Annotated in this window: 25 protein-coding genes; 6 read left to right on the top strand and 19 right to left on the bottom strand. The window is 59.6% G+C overall.

The genetic code is table 11. The features are described 5' to 3' along the window. Positions 1-5: 5 nt before the first annotated feature. The 10 genes from J7380_RS20050 to J7380_RS20095 all read right to left on the bottom strand — a co-directional run bounded on the left by J7380_RS20050 (position 6) and on the right by J7380_RS20095 (position 9,538). Positions 6-539: an NADH-quinone oxidoreductase subunit B gene (locus tag J7380_RS20050; protein ID WP_170352611.1), complete on the bottom strand. Its 534-nt coding sequence runs from the start codon at positions 537-539 to the stop codon at positions 6-8. Beyond that, on the bottom strand, positions 530-895 hold the full coding sequence (locus J7380_RS20055; protein WP_050602775.1) for an NADH-quinone oxidoreductase subunit A: 366 nt from the start codon (positions 893-895) through the stop codon (positions 530-532). Before J7380_RS20055 ends, J7380_RS20050 begins: the two co-directional genes overlap by 10 nt. Before the next feature lie 188 nt (positions 896-1,083). Continuing rightward, on the bottom strand, positions 1,084-1,872 hold the full coding sequence (locus tag J7380_RS20060) for a crotonase/enoyl-CoA hydratase family protein (protein WP_209198567.1): 789 nt from the start codon (positions 1,870-1,872) through the stop codon (positions 1,084-1,086). Positions 1,873-1,875: 3 nt separating this feature from the next. Further along, a complete protein-coding gene (locus J7380_RS20065) occupies positions 1,876-2,730 on the bottom strand; it encodes a hydroxymethylglutaryl-CoA lyase (protein WP_209198569.1) in 855 nt (284 codons plus the stop codon). Positions 2,731-2,789: 59 nt separating this feature from the next. Then, a complete protein-coding gene (locus J7380_RS20070; RefSeq protein ID WP_209198577.1) occupies positions 2,790-4,718 on the bottom strand; it encodes an acetyl/propionyl/methylcrotonyl-CoA carboxylase subunit alpha in 1,929 nt (642 codons plus the stop codon). Positions 4,719-4,721: 3 nt separating this feature from the next. After that, positions 4,722-5,147, bottom strand: a complete 426-nt coding sequence (locus tag J7380_RS20075; protein WP_209198585.1) for an ASCH domain-containing protein — start codon at positions 5,145-5,147, stop codon at positions 4,722-4,724. A gap of 85 nt (positions 5,148-5,232) precedes the next feature. Further along, positions 5,233-5,901, bottom strand: a complete 669-nt coding sequence (locus tag J7380_RS20080) for a hypothetical protein (RefSeq protein WP_209198587.1) — start codon at positions 5,899-5,901, stop codon at positions 5,233-5,235. 3 nt (positions 5,902-5,904) lie between these two features. Then, on the bottom strand, positions 5,905-7,509 hold the full coding sequence (locus J7380_RS20085; RefSeq protein WP_209198589.1) for a carboxyl transferase domain-containing protein: 1,605 nt from the start codon (positions 7,507-7,509) through the stop codon (positions 5,905-5,907). Continuing rightward, the gene (locus tag J7380_RS20090) at positions 7,506-7,997 is read right to left on the bottom strand and encodes a hypothetical protein (RefSeq protein ID WP_209198591.1); all 492 of its coding nucleotides are present in this window, start codon (positions 7,995-7,997) and stop codon (positions 7,506-7,508) included. Before J7380_RS20090 ends, J7380_RS20085 begins: the two co-directional genes overlap by 4 nt. Beyond that, positions 7,994-9,538, bottom strand: coding sequence for an AMP-binding protein (locus tag J7380_RS20095; protein ID WP_209198593.1), 1,545 nt, complete (start codon positions 9,536-9,538; stop codon positions 7,994-7,996). The genes J7380_RS20090 and J7380_RS20095 overlap by 4 nt, the downstream gene beginning before the upstream one ends. Before the next feature lie 136 nt (positions 9,539-9,674). Here J7380_RS20095 and J7380_RS20100 point away from each other — a divergent pair, with 136 nt between their 5' ends. Next, positions 9,675-10,280, top strand: a complete 606-nt coding sequence (locus J7380_RS20100; protein ID WP_209198595.1) for an OmpW family outer membrane protein — start codon at positions 9,675-9,677, stop codon at positions 10,278-10,280. 44 nt (positions 10,281-10,324) lie between these two features. Here the strand turns inward: J7380_RS20100 and J7380_RS20105 are convergent, their stop codons facing one another. From J7380_RS20105 to J7380_RS20115, 3 genes are all read right to left on the bottom strand, one after another. Further along, complete coding sequence (locus J7380_RS20105; RefSeq protein ID WP_209198603.1) at positions 10,325-11,488, bottom strand: isovaleryl-CoA dehydrogenase; 1,164 nt, start codon at positions 11,486-11,488, stop codon at positions 10,325-10,327. Between the two features lie 157 nt (positions 11,489-11,645). Next, positions 11,646-12,836 carry a DegT/DnrJ/EryC1/StrS family aminotransferase gene (locus J7380_RS20110; protein WP_209198611.1) on the bottom strand — a complete coding sequence of 397 codons (1,191 nt, stop codon included), beginning with the start codon at positions 12,834-12,836 and terminating at the stop codon, positions 11,646-11,648. Between the two features lie 39 nt (positions 12,837-12,875). Then, on the bottom strand, positions 12,876-13,547 hold the full coding sequence (locus tag J7380_RS20115) for an HAD-IA family hydrolase (protein WP_209198613.1): 672 nt from the start codon (positions 13,545-13,547) through the stop codon (positions 12,876-12,878). 134 nt (positions 13,548-13,681) lie between these two features. Here J7380_RS20115 and glmU point away from each other — a divergent pair, with 134 nt between their 5' ends. The 3 genes from glmU to J7380_RS20130 are packed head-to-tail and all read left to right on the top strand — an operon-like array spanning position 13,682 to position 17,547. Then, positions 13,682-15,034 (top strand): bifunctional UDP-N-acetylglucosamine diphosphorylase/glucosamine-1-phosphate N-acetyltransferase GlmU, encoded by a 1,353-nt coding sequence (gene glmU, locus J7380_RS20120; protein WP_209198621.1) that lies wholly within the window; start codon positions 13,682-13,684, stop codon positions 15,032-15,034. Positions 15,035-15,037: 3 nt separating this feature from the next. Beyond that, a complete protein-coding gene (gene glmS / locus J7380_RS20125) occupies positions 15,038-16,858 on the top strand; it encodes a glutamine--fructose-6-phosphate transaminase (isomerizing) (RefSeq protein ID WP_209198629.1) in 1,821 nt (606 codons plus the stop codon). After that, a complete protein-coding gene (locus J7380_RS20130) occupies positions 16,858-17,547 on the top strand; it encodes a DNA alkylation repair protein (protein ID WP_209198659.1) in 690 nt (229 codons plus the stop codon). Before glmS ends, J7380_RS20130 begins: the two co-directional genes overlap by 1 nt. Here J7380_RS20130 and J7380_RS20135 read toward each other — a convergent pair. Continuing rightward, a complete protein-coding gene (locus tag J7380_RS20135; RefSeq protein WP_209198631.1) occupies positions 17,535-17,969 on the bottom strand; it encodes a hypothetical protein in 435 nt (144 codons plus the stop codon). The two genes, J7380_RS20130 and J7380_RS20135, sit on opposite strands and share 13 nt — an antisense overlap. Before the next feature lie 90 nt (positions 17,970-18,059). Here J7380_RS20135 and moaA point away from each other — a divergent pair, with 90 nt between their 5' ends. Both moaA and J7380_RS20145 read left to right on the top strand, forming a co-directional pair. Further along, a complete protein-coding gene (gene moaA / locus J7380_RS20140; protein WP_209198633.1) occupies positions 18,060-19,067 on the top strand; it encodes a GTP 3',8-cyclase MoaA in 1,008 nt (335 codons plus the stop codon). A 1-nt stretch (position 19,068) separates the two neighbouring features. Continuing rightward, complete coding sequence (locus J7380_RS20145) at positions 19,069-20,391, top strand: 3-deoxy-D-manno-octulosonic acid transferase (RefSeq protein ID WP_209198635.1); 1,323 nt, start codon at positions 19,069-19,071, stop codon at positions 20,389-20,391. A gap of 48 nt (positions 20,392-20,439) precedes the next feature. Here J7380_RS20145 and J7380_RS20150 read toward each other — a convergent pair whose 3' ends face one another. The 5 genes from J7380_RS20150 to J7380_RS20475 all read right to left on the bottom strand — a co-directional run. Then, on the bottom strand, positions 20,440-21,603 hold the full coding sequence (locus tag J7380_RS20150) for a M20 aminoacylase family protein (protein WP_209198637.1): 1,164 nt from the start codon (positions 21,601-21,603) through the stop codon (positions 20,440-20,442). Between the two features lie 14 nt (positions 21,604-21,617). After that, a complete protein-coding gene (locus J7380_RS20155; RefSeq protein ID WP_348539134.1) occupies positions 21,618-22,766 on the bottom strand; it encodes an MFS transporter in 1,149 nt (382 codons plus the stop codon). A gap of 66 nt (positions 22,767-22,832) precedes the next feature. After that, positions 22,833-24,110, bottom strand: a complete 1,278-nt coding sequence (locus J7380_RS20160) for a DUF3422 domain-containing protein (protein ID WP_209198639.1) — start codon at positions 24,108-24,110, stop codon at positions 22,833-22,835. Between the two features lie 107 nt (positions 24,111-24,217). Continuing rightward, entirely contained in the window at positions 24,218-24,574 is a 357-nt protein-coding gene (locus J7380_RS20165; RefSeq protein WP_209198647.1) for a VOC family protein, read from the bottom strand. Positions 24,575-24,657: 83 nt separating this feature from the next. After that, positions 24,658-24,739: NAD(P)(+) transhydrogenase (Re/Si-specific) subunit beta (locus J7380_RS20475; RefSeq protein WP_247742633.1), on the bottom strand; the 82-nt coding region annotated here is incomplete at its 5' end.

Genomic DNA, 24,739 nt, shown 5'->3' on the forward strand with positions numbered 1-24,739 from the left:
CTCCTTCAGCGCACAATCGTGCCGGTGCGGCGGATTTTGCGTTGCAACTGCATCAGGCCATATAGCAACGCCTCAGCGGTCGGAGGGCAGCCGGGCACATAGATATCCACGGGCACAACCCGATCACAGCCACGTACGACCGAGTAAGAATAGTGATAATACCCGCCCCCATTGGCGCAGGAGCCCATCGAGACCACATACCGCGGCTCGGGCATTTGGTCATAGACCTTGCGCAGCGCGGGTGCCATCTTGTTGGTCAGCGTCCCGGCCACGATCATCACATCCGACTGACGCGGGGAGGCACGCGGCGCGATGCCAAACCGTTCCGCATCATAGCGCGGCATCGAGGTGTGCATCATCTCAACAGCACAACAGGCCAGACCGAAGGTCATCCAGTGCAGCGAGCCGGTGCGCGCCCAGTTGATGATGTCCTCGGTCGAGGTCAGCAGGAAACCTTTGTCCTGCAACTCGGCATTCAGGGCCTGAGTGGCGACTTCCTTGTCGACGCCGGCGGTGTTTGCACCCGTCATCACTCCCATTCCAAGGCCCCTTTCTTCCATTCATAGGCAAAGCCGATGGTCAGAACGCCCAGGAACACCATCATGGACCAGAAGCCCACATCGCTGATGTCTTTAAAGCCCACGGCCCATGGGAAAAGGAACGCGATTTCCAGATCGAAGATGATGAAAAGAATCGAGACCAGATAGAACCGGACATCAAACTTCATCCGCGCATCGTCGAAGGCGTTGAAACCACATTCATATGCGCTGACCTTTTCGGGGTCGGGATTGCGGACAGCCAGAACCACAGCGGCCAGAATCAGGACGATTCCAAGGCCCACGGCAACGGCCAGAAACACCAGAATCGGGAGGTACTCCCGCAGCAGGTCTTCCACGTAAAGCTCCTTTCCTGCGCATGCCCCCAAAGGGTGCGCCGTCAATTGGCGTGTTGACTGGACATTCTCTATCCCTGCCGGGTCAGAGGGTCAACCGAACACAAACGCGCAGGGCGTGAAATATCTGCTTGCCATCAAAGGTTATTCCGGAAGAGTGATTCCAATCGCCGCGGCACGGCGGCTATCGTCTAATCCTTACTAATCCAGGTTGGTTTTCGTTTCTCGAAAAAGGCGGCGATTCCCTCTTTGGCCTCGTCGGTTTCCCAACGGCCAACCAAAGCGCGGATCGTCTGGTCGATTACCGTGTCATCTATTCTTGGCCCCAAATCACGTACCAATCCCTTGGCCGAAGCGACAGCACCCGGCGCGCAGGACAAATAGGGGGTCACTTCGGCTTCGACCGCCTCGGGCAAATCAACGGCTGCAACCACTTTCGCCAACAAACCAAGCGCAACCGCTTCACTGGCATCGAAAAGGCGTGCAGACATAAAAACCCGCCGCGACCGGGCCTCGCCCATGCGCGCGATGACATACGGACCAATCGTGGCCGGGATCAGCCCAAGCCGCGTTTCGGTCAGCCCCATGGTCAATGTGTCGACCCCGATGGCCACATCACAGACCGCGGCCAGCCCAACACCGCCCCCGAACGCATTGCCCTGCAGCGCCCCGATCAGAGGTTTCGGCAGTGTATTCAGCGCCTGCAGCATCTCGGCCAGCTTGCGCGCCTCGGTGAACCGCTTTTCGGGGTCGGCTGCCATCTGATCCTGCATCCAGCCCAGATCACCACCGGCACAAAAGCTCTTGCCCGCGCCAGTCAGGACCACAACCCGCACCGAGTCGTCCGCCCCCAACTGCCCTGCCGCTAGCGTCAGTTCGGAGATCATCTGCGCCGACATGGCGTTATGTTTGTCGGGGCGGTTCAGCGTCAGAGTGGCAACACCGCGTGTATCATTCGTGACCGAAATCGTTTCGAACATCGTTTATTCCGCTCGCATAGCGCGCGCCATCTGGGCGGCCTCTTCCACGATCGCGACATCAATGCCCGTCTGATATCCTAGCCGATCAAGATGGGCGACTACAGATTCAGTGGCGACATTCCCTGCCGCCCCCGGCGCATAAGGGCACCCTCCCAGACCGCCAACCGCCGAATCGAATGTCCGCACACCAAGCGCCAGAGCTGCGTCGATATTGTCGATGGCACGTCCCGTGGTGTCATGAAAATGCCCGGACAAACGCGTCACAGGCACCCGTTCGCGCACGGCCAAAAGCATATGAGCAATTGTGTCAGGCGTCCCCTGCCCGATCGTGTCACCCAGCGAGATCTCATAGCAGCCCAGCGCGAACAATGTGTCGGCCACCTCGGCCACCTTTTCGGGCGAGGTCGGACCGTCATAGGGGCAGTCGGTCACGCACGACACATAGCCCCGCACCGGCAGGTCGATATGGCGCGCGGCCTCCAGGATGGGTGTGAAGCGTTCAATGGATTCCGCAATCGTCGCGTTGATATTGGCCTTCGAGAACCCCTCGGACGCCGAGGCAAACACCGCAATCTCATCGGCTTTGGCGGCCAGTGCGTCCTCATATCCACGCATATTCGGTGTCAGCGCAGCATAGCGGATACCTTCGGCCCGATTGATCCCGGCCAGCACCTCGGCACTGCCTGCCATCTGCGGCACCCATTTGGGCGAGACAAAGCTGGCCACCTCGATCCGGTTGAACCCGGCGCGGCTCAGGCAATCGACCAGAGCGATCTTTTCCGCAACCGGGATTTCCCGCTGTTCGTTCTGCAGCCCGTCGCGCGGCCCCACTTCGAATATCTCGACCCGATCGCCCATCTTGTTCCTCCGCTAAGCTATTGATCCGACTGTGCCACGGCTGAGGCGGCAGGAACAGATCATTCGTCCTCCAGCCGGACCAGTGCGGCCCCAGCCTCGACCTGAGCGCCCGCCTCGACCAGTACTTCGGCCACAGTGCCGTCGCGGGCGGCCAGCAACGAATGCTCCATCTTCATAGCCTCAAGGATGGCCAACCGGCCGCCCTCGGCCACAGCCTGCCCAGCCTGCGCAAAGACCGCCTTGACCAGACCGGGCATCGGGGCCTCGATCACATTGGTATTGCCAATGGCGCTGGTATCGCGGTCCAGCGGGTCGATCATCTCGAACACCTGGCCATAACTCTCGAATACCGTGATCCTGGAACCAGCGACAGAAACGCGCGGCATAGCTGCACCGCCGATAGTCCAGTTGCCCGTGCTACGTTCGGCCAGAATCGCCTCGTCGCCGATGTGCCAAACCTGCCGGTTCGGACCTTCGACCTGCACATCCAGATCAATCACGTCATCCGCCATAAGCTGAACGGCACGATGCAGAGGCGCCCACAGCGAGAACCCAGTCTCCTCGGATGTGTCCACCAAACCCGCAGCGGTCATGGCCACCGCGACAGCCGCACGGGTTGAGGTCGCCGTGGTCTGAACCAACCCATCCAGATCACGCCCGATCAGACCGGTATCCACGTCACCCGACGCGAACCCCCGATGGCGCGTCAGCGCGCCCAGAAAGGCAAGGTTGGTTACAGTGCCCGCGACCTCGGTCTGACGCAGCGCACGGTGTAACTGTTCCAACGCAACTTCGCGCGTGGGGCCGTGGACGATGACTTTTGCGATCATAGGGTCATACCACGGGCTGATCGTATCCCCTGCCCGCACACCGCTGTCGGCCCGGCAGAGCGCCGGGAAGTGCAGATGCGTCAACGTACCTGTCGCAGGCAGAAAGCCTTTGGGCACGTCCTCGGCATATAGCCGCGCCTCGAATGCGTGACCCGAGATAGAAAGGTCACCCTGCTGCTTGGGCAACGTCTCGCCGGCTGCCACGCGCAACTGCCATTCCACCAGATCAACCCCGGTAATCGCCTCGGTCACGGGATGTTCCACCTGCAGGCGCGTGTTCATCTCCATGAACCAAAACCGATCCGGCCGCAGCCCGTCCGAGGCATCAACGATGAACTCAACCGTACCCGCGCCCTTATAGCCAATCGCCTCGGCGGCGCGTACACCGGCCTGCCCCATCGCTTCGCGCATTTCAGCGGTCATACCGGGGGCCGGAGCCTCTTCGATCACCTTCTGGTGCCGCCGCTGCAACGAGCAATCGCGTTCGAACAGATGAACCGCATGGGTGCCGTCGCCGAAAACCTGCACCTCGATATGGCGCGGTTTGGAGACGAATTTCTCGACCAGAACGGCGTCATTGCCGAAAGCTGTGCGCGCCTCGCCCCGCGCACTGTCTAGCGCTTCGGCGAAATCCTCGGCACCCTCAACCAGCCGCATACCCTTTCCGCCGCCACCTGCAACAGCTTTGATGAGGACTGGGTAACCGATAGTGTCCGCGGCACCGGCCAAATGCTCGGGGTCCTGATTGTCGCCATGATAGCCCGGCACCACAGGCACGCCCGCCTGTTCCATCAAGACCTTGGCGGCATCCTTGAGGCCCATCTTGCGGATCGCATCCGCCGAAGGCCCGATGAAGGTCAGTCCAGCCGCCTCAACCGCATCGACAAAATCCGGATTCTCAGACAGAAACCCATATCCCGGATGGATCGCCTGCGCTCCGGTGTCGAGCGCCGCCTGAATGATCGTGTCGCCTTTCAGGTAGCTCTCAACCGGAGCCGCGCCACCGATATGCACGGCCTCATCCGCCATCTGCACATGCTTGGCCGAGGCGTCCACATCAGAATAGAGCGCAACGCAGGCCACACCCATCTTCTGAGCTGTCTCGATCACCCGGCAAGCAATCTCACCCCGGTTGGCAATCAGGATTTTGTTGAACATGACTTACCCCTCGACCGTCAGATCTTCGACCAACCGGAACCGCTCACAGAGCAACTCCATTTCCGGCTCGAACCCGCCATTTCGTTCAAAGTACCGGCGGTGATCTTCGCGCCACCCCTCAAGCGTCTCATTCTCGCCTTCGGCCAACGCAAACTCCTCGGTCACATCGCAATAGCGGCAAATCGAAACTTCGACCGTTTCGACGACCAAAGCTGGGCGATCTTCCCAATCCATAGCGATATCGCGCCGCCCCACAACCGGAGTGTCCGCGCTGCCCTCAGGATAGTCTCGCAACGCACCGCAGGTCGCGGATTTCTTTCCCGCGCGCACCAACGCCAACAACTCGGCGCTTAGCTTTGCGTTGTCTCCGAACTTGAAGGTTTGCGCACCAGGGTAGCGTGACTTGATTTCGTTTAAGTCAAACTTCATCGCAGCCTCCGTGCCTTTTCGTTGGGAGAACATCTGCCAAACCGAGCAACGCGCGAGCCAATACTTCTTTCATCTGCCTGCATCATCACCACCATGAGCCGCTTGTTCGGTCTTTCAGATGAGACCTGACATAGTCAGGCAATGGCCACGCATCTCGATCCATAGCGCTGATCTTTCCAAGATGCCCATCGCGATACGCGTGATAGTAAAGTTCTGGATGAATAGTGATCTCTATTTCGGCCAAAGCCCGTTCTACCTTGGCCTTCGTGCGATCAATTTCATCTGCCAGTTTTGCTTCATCGCTTTTTCCGGCCAAGATACGAAATAACGCCAGATCTCCTAGCACACGTTTCCCAACCGAAGTTGCTGCAGCAAGAACAAGATTGCCGACCAGCCCCCCGAAAACATCAACGACCGAGTTGAATCCGAAACTCCAACTCAACCAACCACGTTTGCCTTTCTGAGCGGCAAGCTCAGCTCGCATTCGGTCGAACTCACGAGCAAATACTTCCCGGAACTCCCGAGCAAAACGCGTACGGCCAAAATCATCCCGGCCTGAAAAAATCCGGACAACTGGACGCACGAAATACCCCCCGTTAGAACGATCTACAAATTCTTCGAAATCAAAGAGAAAGAAATAGTCTTCCGGGTCACGAGAGTTGTGCACCATGTAAACCGATATTTCGGCCCGTTTCGTCAGATCAGGGACCTTGAAATCCGGGATCGTATCAAAGAGTTTTTTTCGTAAATTCATGTCTCACATCCTGAACACGCCAAAGCGTGTCTCCTCGATCGGAGCATTCAACGCCGCACTCAGCGACAGCGCCAGCACGTCACGCGATTTGCGCGGGTCGATGATGCCGTCATCCCAAAGCCGCGCCGAGGCATAAAGCGGATGCGATTGCTCTTCGAACATGTCCAAGGTCGGGCGTTTGAATTCGGCCTCTTCCTCGGGCGACCAGGTGCCGCCCTGCCGCTCGATCCCGTCCCGTTTGACGGTGGCCAGAACGCCCGCCGCCTGTTCACCGCCCATCACCGAAATCCGCGAATTCGGCCAGGTCCACAGGAACCGCGGCTGATACGCACGCCCTGCCATGCCGTAGTTCCCTGCGCCAAATGATCCACCCACCAGCATTGTGATCTTCGGCACAGAGGTCGTCGCCACCGCCGTCACCATCTTGGCCCCGTGCCGCGCGATGCCCTCGTTTTCGTATTTGCGTCCGACCATGAACCCGGTGATGTTTTGCAGGAACACCAATGGGATGCGACGTTGCGAGCACAGCTCGACAAAATGCGCGCCCTTTTGCGCGGCCTCGGAAAACAGCACGCCGTTGTTGGCGACGATCCCAACCGGGCAGCCTTTGACATGGGCGAACCCCGTCACCAGCGTCTCACCGAAGCGCGGCTTGAACTCATCGAACCGAGAGCCATCGACCAGCCGCGCGATTACCTCGCGAATGTCATAGGGCGTGCGCAGATCGGCGGGGACAACACCGAGGATTTCCTCGGGGTCATATGCCGGGTCTTCGGGGCTGGCCCAATCCACCGTCTGCGGTTTGCGCAGGTTCAGCGACCCCACGGCGCGGCGCGCCAAGGCCAAAGCGTGCGCGTCATCTTCGGCCAGATAATCCGCCACACCGGAAAGGCGGGTATGCACGTCACCACCGCCCAGATCCTCGGCGCTGACCACCTCTCCGGTCGCGGCCTTGACCAGAGGCGGTCCGGCCAGAAAGATCGTGCCCTGTTCTTTGACGATGATCGTCACATCCGACATTGCCGGAACGTATGCCCCACCCGCCGTACACGACCCCATCACCACGGCGATCTGAGCAATCCCCTTGGCGCTCATCCGCGCCTGATTGTAGAAGATGCGGCCAAAGTGATCGCGGTCGGGAAAGACCTCATCCTGATTGGGCAGGTTCGCGCCGCCGCTATCGACCAGATAAATGCAGGGCAGATGGTTTTCCTCGGCGATCTCTTGCGCGCGGAGGTGTTTTTTGACCGACATCGGGTAATAAGTGCCGCCCTTCACAGTAGCGTCGTTGCACACCACCATGACCTCGCGCCCCTGCACCCGACCAATTCCTGCGATCACCCCAGCACAGGGCGCGGCATCACCATACATCCCATGCGCTGCCGTCGCGCCGATCTCCAGAAACGGAGATCCCGCGTCCAGCAAGTTTGCGACCCTGCGTCGGGGGAGCATCTTGCCCCGAGAGATGTGCCGCACGCGGGATTTCTCACCACCGCCCATACGAGCCACTTCGGCGGCGGTTGAGATTTGTGCTAGGGCGTCGAGATGAGCCGCGCGGTTTGCCTTGAAGCCCTCAGAGGCGGGCATGGCTTTGGATGTGAGTTTCATTCTCGATCAACCTCCAGAAGCCGGTTAGCAAATCGCAAGTCCAGCCATTTCATAGTCGCATCTACTAGCTTGCACTCGCTCTCAGACATATCGGCTAAGCACTGTGTCTGAAGTGTTTCCGATGCGCGTCGCAGTGCATTTTGATAAGAAGAGCGTTTGAACCCCTTGAGGTTTGGGCTCACTGGCAACAGGTGCAAAATCTCGGCGCTCTTCCGATCCAAGTGTTCCGCTAAAATTTCATGACAGATTTCCTGATAGGAATTTGTATGCTTCTGCGTGCAATAGCTTAAAGCCGACGTCACACAATCGGCATCCAGAGTCATCTTTGGCACCGTCATCACCGTTTCTTGACCAAGGTTCGCACAACCGTCAAACCAGTCTTCAACACCTAAGATCGGCTCCGAGTTTTGACCTGAACTGTCTTCAGCCCAAACTTTTGCGTTCGGAACGAGGAGTGTGACCAAAACGAGCCAGTGTATTCCGTTCATGACGATCGCCTTCCCACCACTTCAATCTCCCCCGCCGCCCGCGCCTTCAGTTCCTTACGGATCACCTTCCCCGTCACCGTCATCGGCAGCTCCTCCAAAAACGTCACCTCGCGCGGGTAAGAATATTGCGCCAGACGGTTTTTGACCCAGTCCTGCAACTCCGCACCCGAAGCCTCGTCCCCCGGTTTCAGCACCACATACGCCTTCACGATCTCGGTTCGTAGCGGATCGGGCTTGCCAACGACGCCCACCGTCGCCACTGCCGGGTGGGTCAGCAGGCAATCCTCGATCTCGGCGGGTCCTATGCGGTATCCGGCCGAGGTGATCACATCATCATCGCGGCCCACGAAGCGCAGGTACTCGCCCTCCCACACGCCACGGTCTCCGGTGATCAGCCAGTCGCCGCGGAACTTCTCAGCCGTGGCCTCGGGCCGGTTCCAATATTCCAACAGCATCGAAGCCGAGCCACGCCGGATGGCCACGTCGCCCTCTTCCTCAGTCCGGTTGCCATCCGCGTCGATCACCGCCACCTCATGCCCCGGCACCGGTTTGCCGATACAGCCAGGACGCACGGGGAAGTCCTGCGCGCAGGAGGACACGACCATGTTGCATTCGGTCTGCCCGTAGAATTCGTTGATCGTCAGACCGAATGCCTGCTGCCCCCAGGCCAGCATCTCGGCCCCCAGAGGCTCCCCGCCCGAAGCGACCGAGCGCAGGCCGAGGATATTCTGATCCGCCGCCTTCAGCATTCGCAGCGCGGTGGGCGGGAAGAACACGTTCCGCACACCACCGCGCGCGACCACATCGGCGCAGGCCTCGGGGGTGAATTTATCCAGCCGCGCGGCGACCACAGGGATGCCCAGCGCCAGACCGGGCATCAGAACGTCGAACAACCCTCCGATCCAGGCCCAGTCGGCGGGTGTCCACAGGCAGTCACCGTCCCGTAGGTGGTTGTGGCTGATCGAGACGCCCGGCAGGTGGCCGGTCAGAACACGGTGCCCATGCAGCGCGCCCTTGGGGCTGCCGGTGGTGCCCGAGGTATAGATCAGCACCGCAGGGTCTTCGGGGCCGGTATCGGCAAAGGGCAGCGGGTCGTTTGATGGCGTAATCTGATCGACCAGAACAGGCCGCGCCAGATCGCCCAGCAGCGCCGCGCCCTCCTCATCCGTCAGCACGATCTGCACGCCCGAGTCGCCAATGCGCGAGGCCAACGCGTCCTGCTGGAAAAGTTTGAACAAAGGCACGGATATCGCGCCCAGCTTCCAAATCGCCAGATGCGCCGCTGCGCACCAAGGGGATTGGCTCAGCAGAACACCTATTCGATCGCCGGGCTGTACTTGCCGCGCAAGAACCCGGGCCACACCATCTGTCATCTGTCGCAGCGCCCCAAAACTGACACTTTGGCCTTCTGCGGCGGTGAGGTCGATGATAGCCGTTTGGTCGTCGGGTTGCGACAAGCATTGCAACGCCATGTTGAGGCGCTGAGGCACGTCCCACCCCCCTTCTGTCAGCAACCCAGGTATGCGCTCAGCGGGACGCATATTCATCATCCTTTGTTTTCAACGAAGTTACCCGGCGTCGCGAATTTTCGCGGGTCACAGAAATTTGACACAGATCAGAGTTTGCGCCCCGAAAGGCAGGCAAGAACGCCTCATCAACAAATTCAAAGGCTGTAAAATGACCAAAAAACTCGCCGCTTTGACACTTTCCACTGCGCTTGTGGCGCTTGCTTCTCCTGTTCTTGCTCAGAACCAGGGTGACTGGACCGTTGGTATCGGTGCGGGGTATCTTGAGCCCAAATCCGATAACGGTACGCTGGCCGGGCTGGACGCCGAAGTCGATTCCGACGTCAGCGCAATCTTCACCGTTGAGTACTTTGTCCGCGACAATCTGGGCATCGAGCTGTTGGCTGCAACCCCATTCAGCCACGAAGTCACGCTGGGGGGCAGCGTCGACGCAGGCAGCCTCAAGCATCTGCCGCCCACCTTGTCGTTGAACTACCACTTCGACACAGGCACTGCCTGGAAACCTTACGTCGGCGCAGGCATCAACTACACGATCTTCTTTGATGAAAGCTCTGCCTTGGGTGATCTGGAGCTGGACAACTCGGTCGGCATCGCGTTGCAAGCCGGTCTGGACTACGCCATCACCGAACAAGGTGCCGTACGTCTGAACGTGCGCTGGTTCGACATCGACTCGGACGTCACGCTTGATGGTGCCGATATCGGCGAAGCCGAGATCGACCCCTGGCTGATTGGCGTTTCCTACGTCCATCGTTTCTGATCCGACACTACGGCGCCCCGCATCCTGTTGCGGGGCGTTTTCTTTCACTGCATTTCGCTCATCATTTCGCGACCGATCAGCATCCGGCGGATTTCGCTGGTGCCTGCACCGATCTCCATCAGCTTCGCATCGCGGAAAATCCGGCTGACGGCTGAGTCAGACAGAAACCCGGCCCCGCCCATCGCCTGCACCGCCTGATGCGCCTGCGTCATCGCCGCCTCAGACGCATAAAGACAGCACGCCGCCGCATCCTGCCGCGTCACATCCCCCCGATCACAAGCTTTGGCGACCTCATAGACATAAGCCCGGGCTGAGTTCATCGCCGTATACATATCCGCGATCTTGCCCTGCATCAGCTGGAACGACCCAATCGGTTTACCGAACTGCTTGCGCTCGGACAGATAGGGCATGATTTCATCCAGGCAGGACGCCATGATGCCCGTCCCGATCCCGGCCAGCACAACGCGCTCATAGTCCAGACCCGACATAAGAACCGCGACGCCCTTGCCCTCTTCGCCCAGGACGTTTTCAAAGGGCACCTCGACGTCTTCAAAGATCAACTCGGCTGTGTTCGATCCGCGCATCCCCAGCTTGTCGAAATGGGGAGAGGTCGAGAACCCCGCCATTTCCTTCTGGATCAGAAAAGCGGTGATCCCCTTCGACCCACCCTCGGGGTCCGTCTTGGCATAGACGACCAGCGTATCTGCATCCGGCCCGTTGGTGATCCAGTATTTGCTGCCATTCAGCCGGTAGTGATCGTTGCGCTTTTCCGCGCGCAGCTTCATCGACACCACATCCGATCCGGCACCAGCCTCGGACATGGCAAGCGCCCCCACATGCTCGCCGGAAACCAGACGCGGCAGGTATTTCGCCTTTTGCTCATCGGTTCCGTTCAGCTTGATCTGATTGACGCACAGATTCGAATGCGCCCCGTAGGACAACGAAACAGAGGCTGACGCCCGCGCTACCTCTTCAACAGCGACGGTATGCGCCAGATAGGACATCCCCACCCCGCCATATTCCTCGGGCACCGTAATTCCCAGCAGGCCCAGATCTCCCATCTCTCGCCATAGCGCATTTGGAAAGGCGTTCGCGGCGTCAATCTCAGCGGCCATCGGCTTGACCCGCTCCTGAGCCCAGCGATGCACCGATTCCCGCAGGGCGTTTACATCCTCGCCCAGGTCAAACTGCATGGTGGCCGTGAACATCTGCGATTTCCTCCCCTCGCATTAATGAACGGTTGTTCAAATAAATATCAGCGAATCCTTTCAGCGTCAACGACGGCACACACACAAACACAGCGCCGACCCGTCAGAGCGGCGCTGTGTTTACATAGAGCGTGCGCTGCAGGCGCACTCGATTGGATTACGACTGATAGACCGCACCGACCTCGGCCCGGATGATCCGCGCGATCAGGCGGCAATCTTCCAGCGAGAATGTCAGCGGCACCCGCATATCCATGATCCCGGCCAGAACCCGGTCACTGGCGGGCAGTGGTGCGCTGTCCGCATAGCGCCAACTGTCATAGCGCGAGGTAAACCCGGTGGGCTCAGCCCCGCCGAACCACTTCAACTCGACCCCGCGCGCGGCGCAGCGGCGGATGACCTCGGCGATACGCTCGGGCGACCAGTCCAGCAGCAGAAACTGAATGGACGAGCCCACATAGGTCTCACCCTCGGGCCGTTCCACAACCGTCAGGCCGGGCGTGTCGCGCAGACCGGCCTCAATCTCGGCATAGCGCTCGTTCCAGCGCCCCACCTGCCGGTCCAGATTCCGCAACTGAGGCCGCAGGATCGCCGCCCGCAGATTGTCCATCCGCCCGGACACGTTGGGCGTGGTATATTTGATCCGCTCGAACACCTCGGGCCCCGGCGCGGCCAGATGACGTTCGTACAGCATATAGGATCCCGACAGCATCGTGGCCTTGGCCGCCAGTTCCTCATCGTCGGTGACCAGCAAGCCGCCCTCACCAGAGTTCACATGCTTGTAGGTCTGGCAGGAATAGCATCCGATGGCCCCCTGCCGCCCAGACAATTGCCCGCGCCACGCGGCCCCCATCGTATGGGCGCAGTCCTCGATCACGATCACTCCTGCGGCGTCGCACATCTGCATTAGCCGGTCCATGTCACACAGATGCCCACGCATATGGCTGAGCATCAGCACTCGCGCCTGATCCAGCTTGGCTTCAAGATCGTCCAGATCAATCACCAACCCTTCGGTCACGCCCACGAACACCGGACGCGCCCCGACCGAGGCGATTGACCCCGGCACCGGCGCCAGCGTGAAGGCATTGGTCAGCACCGGATCGCCCGGCTGCACCCCAACGGCGCGCAGGGCCGTAGCCAGCGCGTAGCCACCCGAGGACACGGCCAGACAGTATTTCGCCCCCATCTGCGCCGCGAATTCCTGCTCCAGCAGCGCGGTTTCGCCCAGCTCTCCGGGCACCACGTTATATCGGTGCAACCGCCCATGGCGCAGCACGGCCAAGGCGGCCTCGACCGCCTCTTCGGGGATGGGTTCCTGCTGGGTGAAACTGCCAGTGAATATCTCGGTCATGGCTCTGTTCTGGTCCTGACGCCCGCCTGGGTCAAGAGACTAAGCCGCCGCACCGATCAACCCTTGGACCACACGGGGCAGATCGTCGAAATGATGCAGCAACGCCTCGGGCTCCAGCGCCGCCATATCGTCGCCCGATGGGCCAAACGTGACCAGGACCGACGGCACGCCCGCCGCTTTTGCCGTATTGCGGTCGGTATCGGAGTCGCCGATCAGCACGCACATGTCCGGATGGCCACCTGCCCGCCGCGCTGCCTCTCGCAACGGTTCGGGGTCGGGTTTGCGCACAGGCAACGTATCCGCCCCGACCAGAGCGGCGAACTGATCCCGCACTCCCATCTGTGACAGCAACTGATGCGCCAGCGCCTCGGGCTTGTTGGTGCAGATGCCCACGCCATAACCCGCCACTTTCAACGCCTCAACCGCGTCCAACGCGCCGGGATAAAAGGTGGTGTGGGTGTCGATGGCCTGCGCATAGGCCGCCAGCAACATCGGGTAATAGTCCACGATGGTCTGTTCTTCGAAAGCGCCAACACGCTTTAGCCCGTGGGTCAGCATCATCCGGCCACCCCGCAGCGCGACGCCCGCATCCTGCCCGTGGATCAGCACATCACCATGGCCCATATGGCGGAAACAGTGGTTCGCGGCCTCCAGCAGATCGCCGGACGTATCCGCCAAAGTTCCATCCAGATCGAAGATTACGGTACGCATAAAGCCTCCTGCCTCGGCGGGTTTTCGCCACGTCGTGTTGCAAACGGCAATTTAGTTTGATGCCCGAACCGCTTGCGCCTTTGCCCCCAGCGGATAAAACGGTCGCCAACAAAACACAAAGAGAAAACGAATTCATGAGCACCGCCCTTGTCATCCTTGCCGCCGGGAAAGGCACACGGATGAATTCGGATATCCCCAAAGTTCTGCATCCCATCGCGCAAACCCCGATGCTGGTCCACGCCATGCGCGCGGGGGCCGTGCTGTCGCCCGAACGCACCGTGATCGTCACCGGCCACGGGTCCGAGGCCGTTGCCAAGGTCGCCACAGCCGAGGATGAGACCGCGCAGATCGCCGTCCAAGAGGAACAGTTGGGCACCGCCCATGCCGTCGCCCAGGCCCGCGCCGCGTTGGAGGGGTTCGAAGGCGATGTGGTGGTCCTATACGGCGACACTCCGTTTCTGCAGCCCGAAACGCTGGAACGCATGATCGAGGCGCGCGCGCAGAATGATCTGGTCATTCTGGGGTTCGAGGCCGCCGATCCCGCCCGCTATGGCCGTCTGGTCATGCAGGGAGACACGCTGGAACGGATCGTCGAATACAAGGACGCATCAGATGAGGAACGCGCGATAAGTTTCTGTAACTCTGGGCTTTTGGCCTGTGACGTGCAGACCTTGTTCTCACTGATAGACGCGGTAGGCAATGATAACGCGTCCGAGGAATACTACCTGACCGACGTGGTCGAGATCGCCCGCGCGCGGGGCCTGAACGTCACCGCTGTTGCCTGTGACGAGGCGCAGACGCTGGGCGTCAACTCGCGTGCGGATCTGGCCGCTGCTGATGCGGTATTCCAGGCCCGCGCCCGCGCAGACCTGCTGGATCTGGGCGTAACCTTGATGGCTCCGGAAACCGTCTATCTGGCCGCCGATACGATCATCGGTCGGGACACTGTGATCGAGCCCAACGTGGTGTTCGGCCCCGGCGTCACCGTCGAAAGTGGCGCGACGATCCGGGCGTTTTCGCATCTGGAAGGCTGCCATGTCAGCCGCGGAGCCATCGTCGGCCCCTATGCCCGCCTGCGCCCCGGCACAGAACTGGCCGAGAACACGCGCATCGGGAATTTCGTCGAAATCAAGAATGCCGAGGTCGCCGAAGGGGCTAAGGTCAACCACCTCAGCTATATCGGGGATGCCTCGGTTGGCGCCGCAACAAATATCGGAGCGGGCACGATCACCTGTAACTATGATGGCGTGATGAAGCACAAAACCACGATTGGTGAGAATGTCTTCATCGGATCGAACACCATGCTGGTGGCCCCCGTGACCGTGGGTGACGGTGCGATGACGGCGACGGGCACAGTGGTCACGCGCGACGTCGAGCCCGACGCTCTGGCCGTGGCGCGGGCCAAGCAGGACAACAAACCCGGCTATGCGCGCAAACTTTTTGACATGCTCAAGGCGAAGAAGGCTCGCCGCGATAAAGGAGCCTGACCCATGTGTGGTATCGTAGGCGTATTGGGTGAACACGAGGTCGCCCCCATTCTGGTCGAGGCGCTGAAGCGTCTTGAATATCGAGGCTACGACAGCGCCGGGATTGCGACCGTGAACAACGGCGCGTTGGGACGCAGACGGGCCGTGGGCAAGCTGGTTAACCTCAGCGATTTGCTGGTCCATGACCCCCTGCCCGGTAAATCGGGTATCGGCCATACCCGCTGGGCCACCCATGGCGCGCCCTCAGTCACGAATGCGCACCCGCATCAGGCGGGCCCCGTGGCCGTGGTGCATAATGGGATCGTCGAGAACTACCGCGAGCTGCGCGCTGAGCTGGCCGAACATGGTGTGGATTTCGTGACCGAAACCGACACCGAAACTGTGGCCCTGATGGCCGAACACCACCTGAAATCCGGCCTGTCCCCTGTTGAAGCGGCGAACAAGACCATCGACCGGCTTGAGGGGGCTTTTGCGTTGGCGTTCCTGTTCGACGGTCAGGACGATTTGATCGTGGCAGCGCGCAAGGGCTCTCCGCTGGCCATCGGGCACGGGGATGGCGAGATGTTTGTAGGTTCGGACGCCATCGCATTGGCCCCGCTAACCGACCGCATCACCTATCTTGAAGAGGGCGACCGCGCCGTGCTGACCCGTACCTCGCTGGAGATCCGCAACGAAGCCGGTGAGTTGGTCAATCGGGAACTCCGCCAGATCAAGATCGACCAATCCCGCGCCGACAAGGGCGGGCACAAGCATTTCATGGCCAAAGAAATCGCCGAGCAACCCGTCGTCGTGGCCGAGGCGATCCGATCCTGTCTGCGCACCGGCGGGGATGAGATCACCCTGCCCGGCGATCTGGATTTCACCAAGCTGGACCGTCTGACCATGGTCGCCTGCGGCACCGCTTTCTACGCCTGCCTGACCGCGAAATACTGGTTTGAACAACTGGCGAAAATCCCTGTCGAGGTCGATATCGCCAGCGAGTTCCGGTATCGCGAACCGCCCATTCCCGGTCGCACAGCAGCGCTGTTCGTCAGCCAATCGGGCGAAACCGCCGACACGCTGGCCGCGCTGCGCTATTGCGAGGGCAAGGCCGACAAGATCGTCTCGGTGGTCAACGTTCCCGAAAGCTCGATCGCCCGGGAAAGTGATCTAGCTCTGCCGATCCATGCGGGGGTCGAGATCGGCGTCGCCTCGACCAAAGCCTTCACCTGCCAGCTGAGCGTGTTGCTGATGCTGGCGCTGAAAGCGGCCGCTGATCGCGGCACTCTGGCGCCCGAGGAACTGGCGGATCACGCCGCCGCCTTGCGTGGCCTACCATCTGTGCTGAACACCGCGCTGGAGCAAAACGATGCCATTCGCGCCGCTGCCCAACGCCTGTCCGAGGCGCGCGACGTTCTGTTTCTGGGCCGCGGCCTCATGTTCCCATTGGCAATGGAAGGTGCGCTGAAACTAAAAGAAATCAGCTACATACACGCCGAAGGTTATGCATCAGGTGAACTGAAGCACGGCCCCATCGCCCTGATCGACAAGCATATGCCCGTGGTGGTGATGGCCCCACGCGATGCGGTTTTCGATAAGACGGTGTCGAACATGCAAGAGGTGATGGCACGTAAAGGCAAGGTGATCCTCGTTTCCGACGATGAAGGTATCGCCGAGGCCAAGGACGGGGTTCAAAGCACCATTCGCATGCCGCATATCCACCCGAGCCTTGCGCCCATCCTCTATTCGGTTCCGGCGCAGTTGCTGGCCTATCACACAGCCGTGGCAAAAGGGACGGATGTGGACCAGCCGCGCAATCTGGCGAAGTCCGTCACCGTCGAATGATGCAAGCCACCGCATATCTGGACCAGATCAAAATATTTGCGGACACTGAGCGCGCGCAGCAGGCCGCCGCCTATCACAAGGCGGACCGTCCATATCTGGGCGTGCCCAATCCGGTTCTGAATGATCTGACCAAAAGCTGGCGACAAGAACTGGATGTGTTGGACCGCGTCGCTCTGGCAGATGCGCTTTGGCAGACGAATATTCACGAAGCCCGCATTGCTGCCGCGAAATTGCTTACACAGGCGCGCATCCGACCAGACGGCGCGGTTTGGGACTTGCTGCAAAGCTGGTTGCCCGACTTCGACGCATGGGCGATCGCCGACCATGCTTGCATGGCGATGCAAAAACGCCTCTCCGCAGAGCCATCCCGGCTGGATCAGGTCGAGGCATGGACGACCTCCGAGCATATGTGGACGCGTCGCGCGGTTTTAGTGGCCACTTTGCCATGGACCAAGCAAAACCACCCCAAAGTCGATGATCTGCACCGCCGCGACCTTATTCTGAAATGGGCCGCAGGCTATGTCCCGGATCGGGAGTGGTTCATACAAAAAGCAATCGCATGGTGGTTGCGTGATCTGTCGAAACACGACGCACCCAGAGTCGTTGCCTTTCTAGACGCGCACGGAAAAACAATGAAGCCCTTTGCCCGTCGCGAAGCTGGAAAATACCTCAGGGGTCAGTTGGAATAGACTTCCAACTCGACCAATTCGTCAAATGGCAGCAACAAGGCGCGCATGGCATCCAGAGACAACTGGCTGCCCCCTCCTTCCGGTCCCGGTACGGGAACCAGAGTGATATAGGCTTGTGCCCCGGTGCGTGGAACGACCACCCGTCCGGTAAACTCGGTATCAACCAGAGGTGTACGCAACCACCGGCCCGGCGTGGTCGGATCGCCTAAACTGGCAATGGTCGTTTTCGCCCCAAGCCACCCAGCGGCAGTCGCGGGCAAAGGCTCGTCGTCGGCTGCTGCCTCTTCAACTTGGGTTTCATCTGCTGAAACTGGTTCAGGCTGGGCAGTGGAATCGCCACGCTTCAACAAACGATCGGACGTCGAACGAACCGTCTCGCATCCTGCCAGGAAAACACAGAAAACCAAAAGTGCATATTTCATCCCTGAACCCTATCGTCCTGCGCGCATCTGCACCAGCGCAAAGCGCAGTTCGCCCTTGCCGCAGGCCTTGCGCCGCTTTAGTTAAGAAGCATGACAGCTCCACTTATCGACCCGTTCGCTCGTGCCATCACTTACCTCCGCGTTTCCGTCACGGATCGCTGTGATTTCCGCTGCGTATACTGCATGTCCGAGGACATGAAATTCCTACTCAAAAAAGACTTGCTCACGCTCGAGGAATTGGACCGCATGTGTTCAACCTTCGTGAACATGGGGGTTGAGAAATTGCGCATCACCGGGGGTGAGCCGCTTGTACGTCGCAACATCATGACGTTTTTCAACGCCATGACCCGCCATCTGGATAGCGGCGCGCTGAAGGAGCTGACCCTGACCACAAATGGCTCGCAGCTGCATCGCTTCTCGGAAGACCTCTATGCTGCGGGCGTGCGCCGGGTGAATATCTCGTTGGATACGCTGGACGAAGACAAGTTCGCGCAGATCACACGCTGGGGACGCCTCAAACAGGTGCTGAACGGCATTGATGCTGCGCAAAAGGCCGGGCTGCGGATCAAGATCAACGCTGTGGCCCTGAAGGGCTTCAACGAGGAAGAACTGCCGACCATTACAAAATGGTGCGCCGAGCGCGATATGGACCTGACATGGATTGAGGTCATGCCGATGGGCGATATCGGCAACGAAGACCGCTTGGATCAGTACTGGTCGCTGAAAGACGTGCGTAAGGAATACGAGAACCACTATACCGTGACTGATCTTGCCGAACGCACCGGTGGACCCGCTCGCTATGTCCGGCTGGAAGAAACGGATCAGAAAATCGGCTTTATCACGCCCATGTCGCATAACTTCTGCGAAAGCTGCAACCGCGTGCGTCTGACCTGTACCGGCGAGCTGTTTATGTGCCTTGGACAAGAAGATATGGCGGACCTGCGCGGCGCTTTGCGTGACCATCCGGGCACCGAGCAACCACTTGAAGAGGCGATCCGTGCAGCGATCAACCTCAAACCCAAAGGGCATGACTTCGACTACTCCCGCCAGGCAGTGGACGGCAAGATGAGCCGCCACATGAGCCATACCGGCGGCTGACGTGCCTGCCCCTGTTGACCGACCGACACTGCTCTACCACCTGTATTGCAGCGTGACCGCCGTTGCGGCACCGTTTGTCTGGCCGGCAGTTCGCAAAAAGCTGCTTGCTGCTGACGTTCCAACACTTCGTCAGCATGAACGCCTCGGCCATGCCAGCCAGCGACGGCCAAAGGGGCAACTCATTTGGTTCCACGCCGCAAGTGTGGGTGAGACTTTGTCGGTCGTCAGCCTCATAAAACGCTTAGGCGAACGACTGCCAAGCGCCGAGTTTCTGATCACTTCGGGCACGCCGACTTCGGCTGCGCTGATTGAAAAGCGGATGCCGCCTCGCACGCGTCACCAATACCCCCCGCTTGACGCTGGCGGCCCAGTGAAGCGTTTTCTTAACCATTGGCACCCCGATGCCGGCATCTTTGTCGAAAGCGAGATCTGGCCACAACTGATCATCGAGGCTGGAAAACGCGAAACCCCACTGGCCCTTCTGAATGCGCGTCTTTCAGACAAATCAGTAGCAGGTTGGAAAAAACGGCCTAAAACAGCGCGTTTCATTCTGAATCACTTCCGCCTTTTCCTGACCCAGAATGATCGAACCGCGCAAAACCTGATCCATATGGGCGCGCCGGAAACACGTGTGCAACCCGGAACCAACCTCAAAGCGATGTCCGACCCGCTGCCAGTGGATCAAGCAACCCTCGGCGATATGAAAACCCAGATCGCTGACCGCCCCGTCTGGATTGCCAGCTCCACCCATGCCGGCGAAGAACAGACCGTTCTGGCCGCCCATGCTGAATTGTTGAAACACTGGCCCGATCTGCTTCTGCTGCTGATTCCCCGCCATCCCGAACGCCGCGGCGACGTTGCTGAACTGATCGACCAGGCCGGACAAAAAGCCGCCTTTCGGTCCGCCAATGACCAGATCACCCCCGAAACTCAGGTCTATGTGGCCGACACGTTGGGCGAAACCGGCACATGGTACGCGCTCTGCCCCATCGTCTTTCTGGGCGGCTCGCTGCGCGAGATCGGAGGCCACAACCCGTTCGAACCCGCACAGGCGGGCGCTGCGGTGATCACCGGCCCTGGCTATTTCAACTTCGCGGAAACCTTCGCCCCCCTGATCGAAACCGGCGGCGCGATACAGGTCCAGTCCGCACCCGACCTGACCGCAGCCATCACCGAATGGCTGTCCGATCCGACGGCACTGACCACCGCCCGCAAGGCCGCGCAATCTTGCGTCAACACCCAGAAAAATGCGCTGAGCGCTATCGTTGACACTCTCTGCGATCAACTTGAACTGGGCGCGCAGGATCCCTCTTCATCTGGCTAAAAATATCTCGGGGAGCGCGAGGGGCTGGCCCCTCGCTGCCCCAAACGGTCAAGCCGCCGGCATCCTCTGTTCAACAATTTCTGCCCACCAGCTGCATCCGGCTGGGATCGCCTCGTCATTGAAGTTGTATTCCGGGTGGTGCACCGCAGCAGTATCGCCGTTGCCCACCAGAATATACGCCCCCGGACGCTCTTCGAGCATGAAGGCGAAGTCTTCTCCGCCCATAATCAAGGGCGCGTCATCGCAGTCGCCAGAAACCGACCGTGCGACCTGGGCAGCAAAATCCGTCTGCTCATCACTGTTCACCATCACCGGGTATCCCCGGTAATAGGTCACGTCTACAGCCCCGCCAAAGGTCGCAGCTACCCCGTTGCAAATCTCGCCAATCCGCTTTTCCGCCAGATCGCGCATGTCAGCACTCATCGTGCGGACTGTACCGCGCAGTTTGACCGTTTGCGGGATCACGTTGAAGGCGGTCGAAGAAGTTTCAAACGAGGTAACCGACACCACCACCTGATCGACCGGATCTGCATTGCGCGCCGCAATCGTCTGCAGCGCCAAGACCGCCTGCGCGGCCATAACAGTCGTGTCCACGGTCTCATGCGGTTTCGCTGCGTGGCCACCCTTGCCTTCAAAAACGATATCGAACTGATCCGTCGCTGCAAAAAATGCGCCCGGGCGAATGGAGAAGCTGCCCACAGGGCGACCGGGCCAGTTGTGCATCCCATAGACCTCTTGAATGCCCCAACGGTCCATCATCCCGTCTTCGCACATCTCACGGCCGCCGCCGCCGCCCTCTTCAGCGGGCTGGAAGATCACCACGACAGTACCATCGAAATTGCGCGTTTCGGACAGGTACTTGGCCGCGCCCAACAGCATCGCCGTATGCCCATCATGACCACAGGCATGCATTGCGCCCTCGGTCTTCGAGGCATAGTCCAGCCCGGTTGCCTCAAGGATCGGCAGCGCGTCCATGTCAGCCCGCAACCCGATGACCTTGCCCTTGGTATCCGCTTTGCCCTTGATCACACCGACAACACCGGTCCGGCCGATCCCGGTCACAACCTCATCGCACCCGAATTCAGCCAGTTTTTCAGCGACCAATGCACTGGTCCTATGAGTTTCGAACAGGATTTCAGGATGCTGGTGGATATCCCGCCGCCATTCGGTGATTTCACTTTGCAATTCAGCGAAGCGGTTTTTGATCGGCATATGTTTCTCCCGGTTCAGTTATTTTTTGTGCTGGCGGGACGCAGGGCCCCTGACAACAAGACGATCAGCACCGCCAACGGTAGCAGAGCAGTAAACGCCAGACGCAATGTAAGCATCTCTGCCAGAAACCCAATAAGCGGAGGGCCAATGAGCAGCCCACCATAGCCCAGCGTTGCCACACTTGCGATGGCTTGCCCGGGCGGCACATCAGGGTCGTTGGCCGCCCGACTGAAAGCAAGTGGCATGATCACCGCATATCCAACCCCCATCAAGGCGAATCCAGACAGCGCTATTGCAGCCTCGGAGGCGGTCACAACTCCCAGCACCCCTAGTGCCGCACATATCCCGCCAAATCGAGCTGTAGCGGCTGGACCAAAACGTGAAATGACGACCCCTCCGGCCAGACGAAAGGCGACCATCGTCACCGAGAACACGGCGTATCCCAGTGCCGCGACGCTTTCGGTAGCGCCTGTCACATCCCGTAGGAATATCGCGCTCCAATCCGCCACTGCTCCTTCGCCCAATGCGCCACACAACGCCGTAAAGCCGACCAGAACCAATGCCCCGGATGGCAGCGCAAAGACCTTACCACTTGAGCTTTCAGTACGACGTGAGGTCCAACGCACCATGGACAACGCCAAAGCCAACCCCACAACAACACCCCCCGCCAATAGAAAGTGCTGCATAACCGTCAACTCAAGTTGAACCGCTCCGTAGCCGCTGAGCGCACCAAGACCTGCGCCCAGACTCCACATCGCGTGAAACGAAGACATCACAGGTTTGTCGTAAGCCTGCTCGACCTCGGCGGCCCAGGCGTTCATGGCAACATCCATCGACCCGTGAAATGCGCCGAAGACAAACAGAAATGCCGCCAGTGACCAGAACCCATTCGCAAAGGCCAACAGGATCAGCGACAGCGTATACAAAACGGCAATCACCCTCGTGATGGCCACCGCACCGAACCTGTCGGTCAGTCGGCCTGTCACGGGAAAGGAACACACCGCCCCCGCAGCCATGAATAACAGGCCAAGCCCCAATGCCTCATGCGTGAGGTCCAGCCGGTCCCGCACGGCAGGAATACGAGAGGCCCAGATGCCAAACAAAGCACCGTTCAGTATGAACATGGCGGCAACGGCTCGCCAAGCGGTTACGATGCCAATCACGCAATCCCCTTTCCGCAGTTCAACCCCGCCAGTACTACAGGCGTGGGACGGATTGGCAATCGGCGACTATTCCAACCGCTTGCGGATCCTTCGCACAGCCACCCAGACTGCCAGAACAACAGGAACGGTCACTGCAGCTGTCAGCATCCCCTTGCTGATCCCGGCCTTGGTCAATGGGTACAAAAGATAGCTGGCCAGGGACACGGCGTAATAACTGATGGCAACAACCGACAAGCCCTCGACCGTGTGTTGTAACCGCAGGGCCAGATCGGCGCGGCGGTCCATGCTTTCCAGCAACGCCTGATTCTGCGCGCTTCGTTCGACATCCACACGGGTTCGCAACAACTCTCCTGCACGAATGGCCCGATCGGACAGAGCTTGCAGACGACGTTCCGTGGACTTCACCGTACGCATTGCGGGATCGTAGCGACGCATCATGAAATCGGCAAAGCTCTGGCGGCCCTCGAACCGTTCCTCGCGCAAAACCTCGATCCGCTGGTTTACAATGGCCTCATATGCGCCAGTCGCACCAAACCGAAACGAACATTGCGCCGAAAGAGTTTCAAGCTGGGTCGAGGTGTGCAGCAGATCGGGCAACAACTCATCCGGATGGGCCGAGTTGCCTGTCATTTGCCGCATCAACGTTGTCAGTTTCCCGTCCAGTTCGCCAATGCGGGGCGTCAGTTCCTTGACCCGGGCAAATCCCAACATCGACATTGCCTTGTAGGTCTCGATCTCACACATACGCTGAATGATGCGCCCTATCCTGCGTTGGCCTGTACCTTTCGAGATAAACAACGCGAATCTCATATGCCCGGCTGGGTCGATGCGAAAATCGCTGGCGCAAATGGCGGTATTATCCAGCATACGAGATACCGCAAGGCTCTCGGGCTCGAACCAATCCGCCAAAGCAGATTTCACCGCACCATCATCCGCACGGTCAATCACACGGATCATCGCCGACGTCACACGCTGACCGGGGCTGGCGGCCAGCCAGTCCTGCGGGAATACTTCAAAATCAGCGGGGTTAAACGGGCGGTCACTGACATTTTGCGTGATCGCAGTATAGGTAACGAATTCCGTGTGCTGCTCCCACTTCAGCCAATGGCGGCCGATTTGCCCGGCAAAATGAGTGGCAGCGGGCTGCGGGTGCTGTGCACCGTGGCGGTCCAGCAAATTCACAAGATGCGCCATATCCTCTTGGCGATCCCGCCCGACAGCGACTTCCGATTTCTTGATCGCCAGAAACGCGACCGTGCACGGACTGTTCGCCACAGGAAATGGTCGGGCGTGCAGCTCATTGGCCAATGCGTATCGCAGTGGATGGTCGTCAATCGGTGTCATTTAGGGCTCCGTCTCATCCGACGCACTATACGACACAATTTCCCAACATCAATTATCTTTTTATTTCATATACTTACGTGAATGCAATGGTATACACTGGACCTATCTCATTGATTTGGTTGCCACAGCTCGACGGGATTGCCTTCAGGATCGTGGATCCGGGCAAACAGCCCCACCTCACTGTTCCATTCCGGGTTGGTCTCAACTGCGATTCCCGCGCCCTCCAACTGGGCCGTCATTGCGGCCAGATCATCGACCCTAAAGTTGATCATCCATTGTTGCTCAAGCCTGCCAAAATACTCAGTTTCCTGCGCGAATGGCGCAAAAACAGTATAGCCTTCACGCTGTTTCCACGGCAGAGGGTTAAGCTGGTTTACGCCCAGATGCTTTTCGTACCATGCGGCCAAAGCTTTGGGGTTTTCGGCACGAAAAAACACACCGCCAATTCCATTTACAGTCTCCATAGGGCACCTCCTGCTGTTCAACCTACCCTTAAACGCGGAAAGGCGCCCGTTTGGGCGCCTTTTTGTGTTTTATGTGCTTTGGATCAGTCGATCATGGGCAGGAGCTTGTCCAGCGACTGCTTGGCGTCGCCATAGAACATGCGGGTGTTTTCCTTGAAGAACAGC

The sequence above is a fragment of the Ruegeria sp. R8_1 genome, from assembly GCF_017743815.1.
Classification (GTDB): Bacteria; Pseudomonadota; Alphaproteobacteria; order Rhodobacterales; family Rhodobacteraceae; genus Ruegeria; species Ruegeria lacuscaerulensis_A.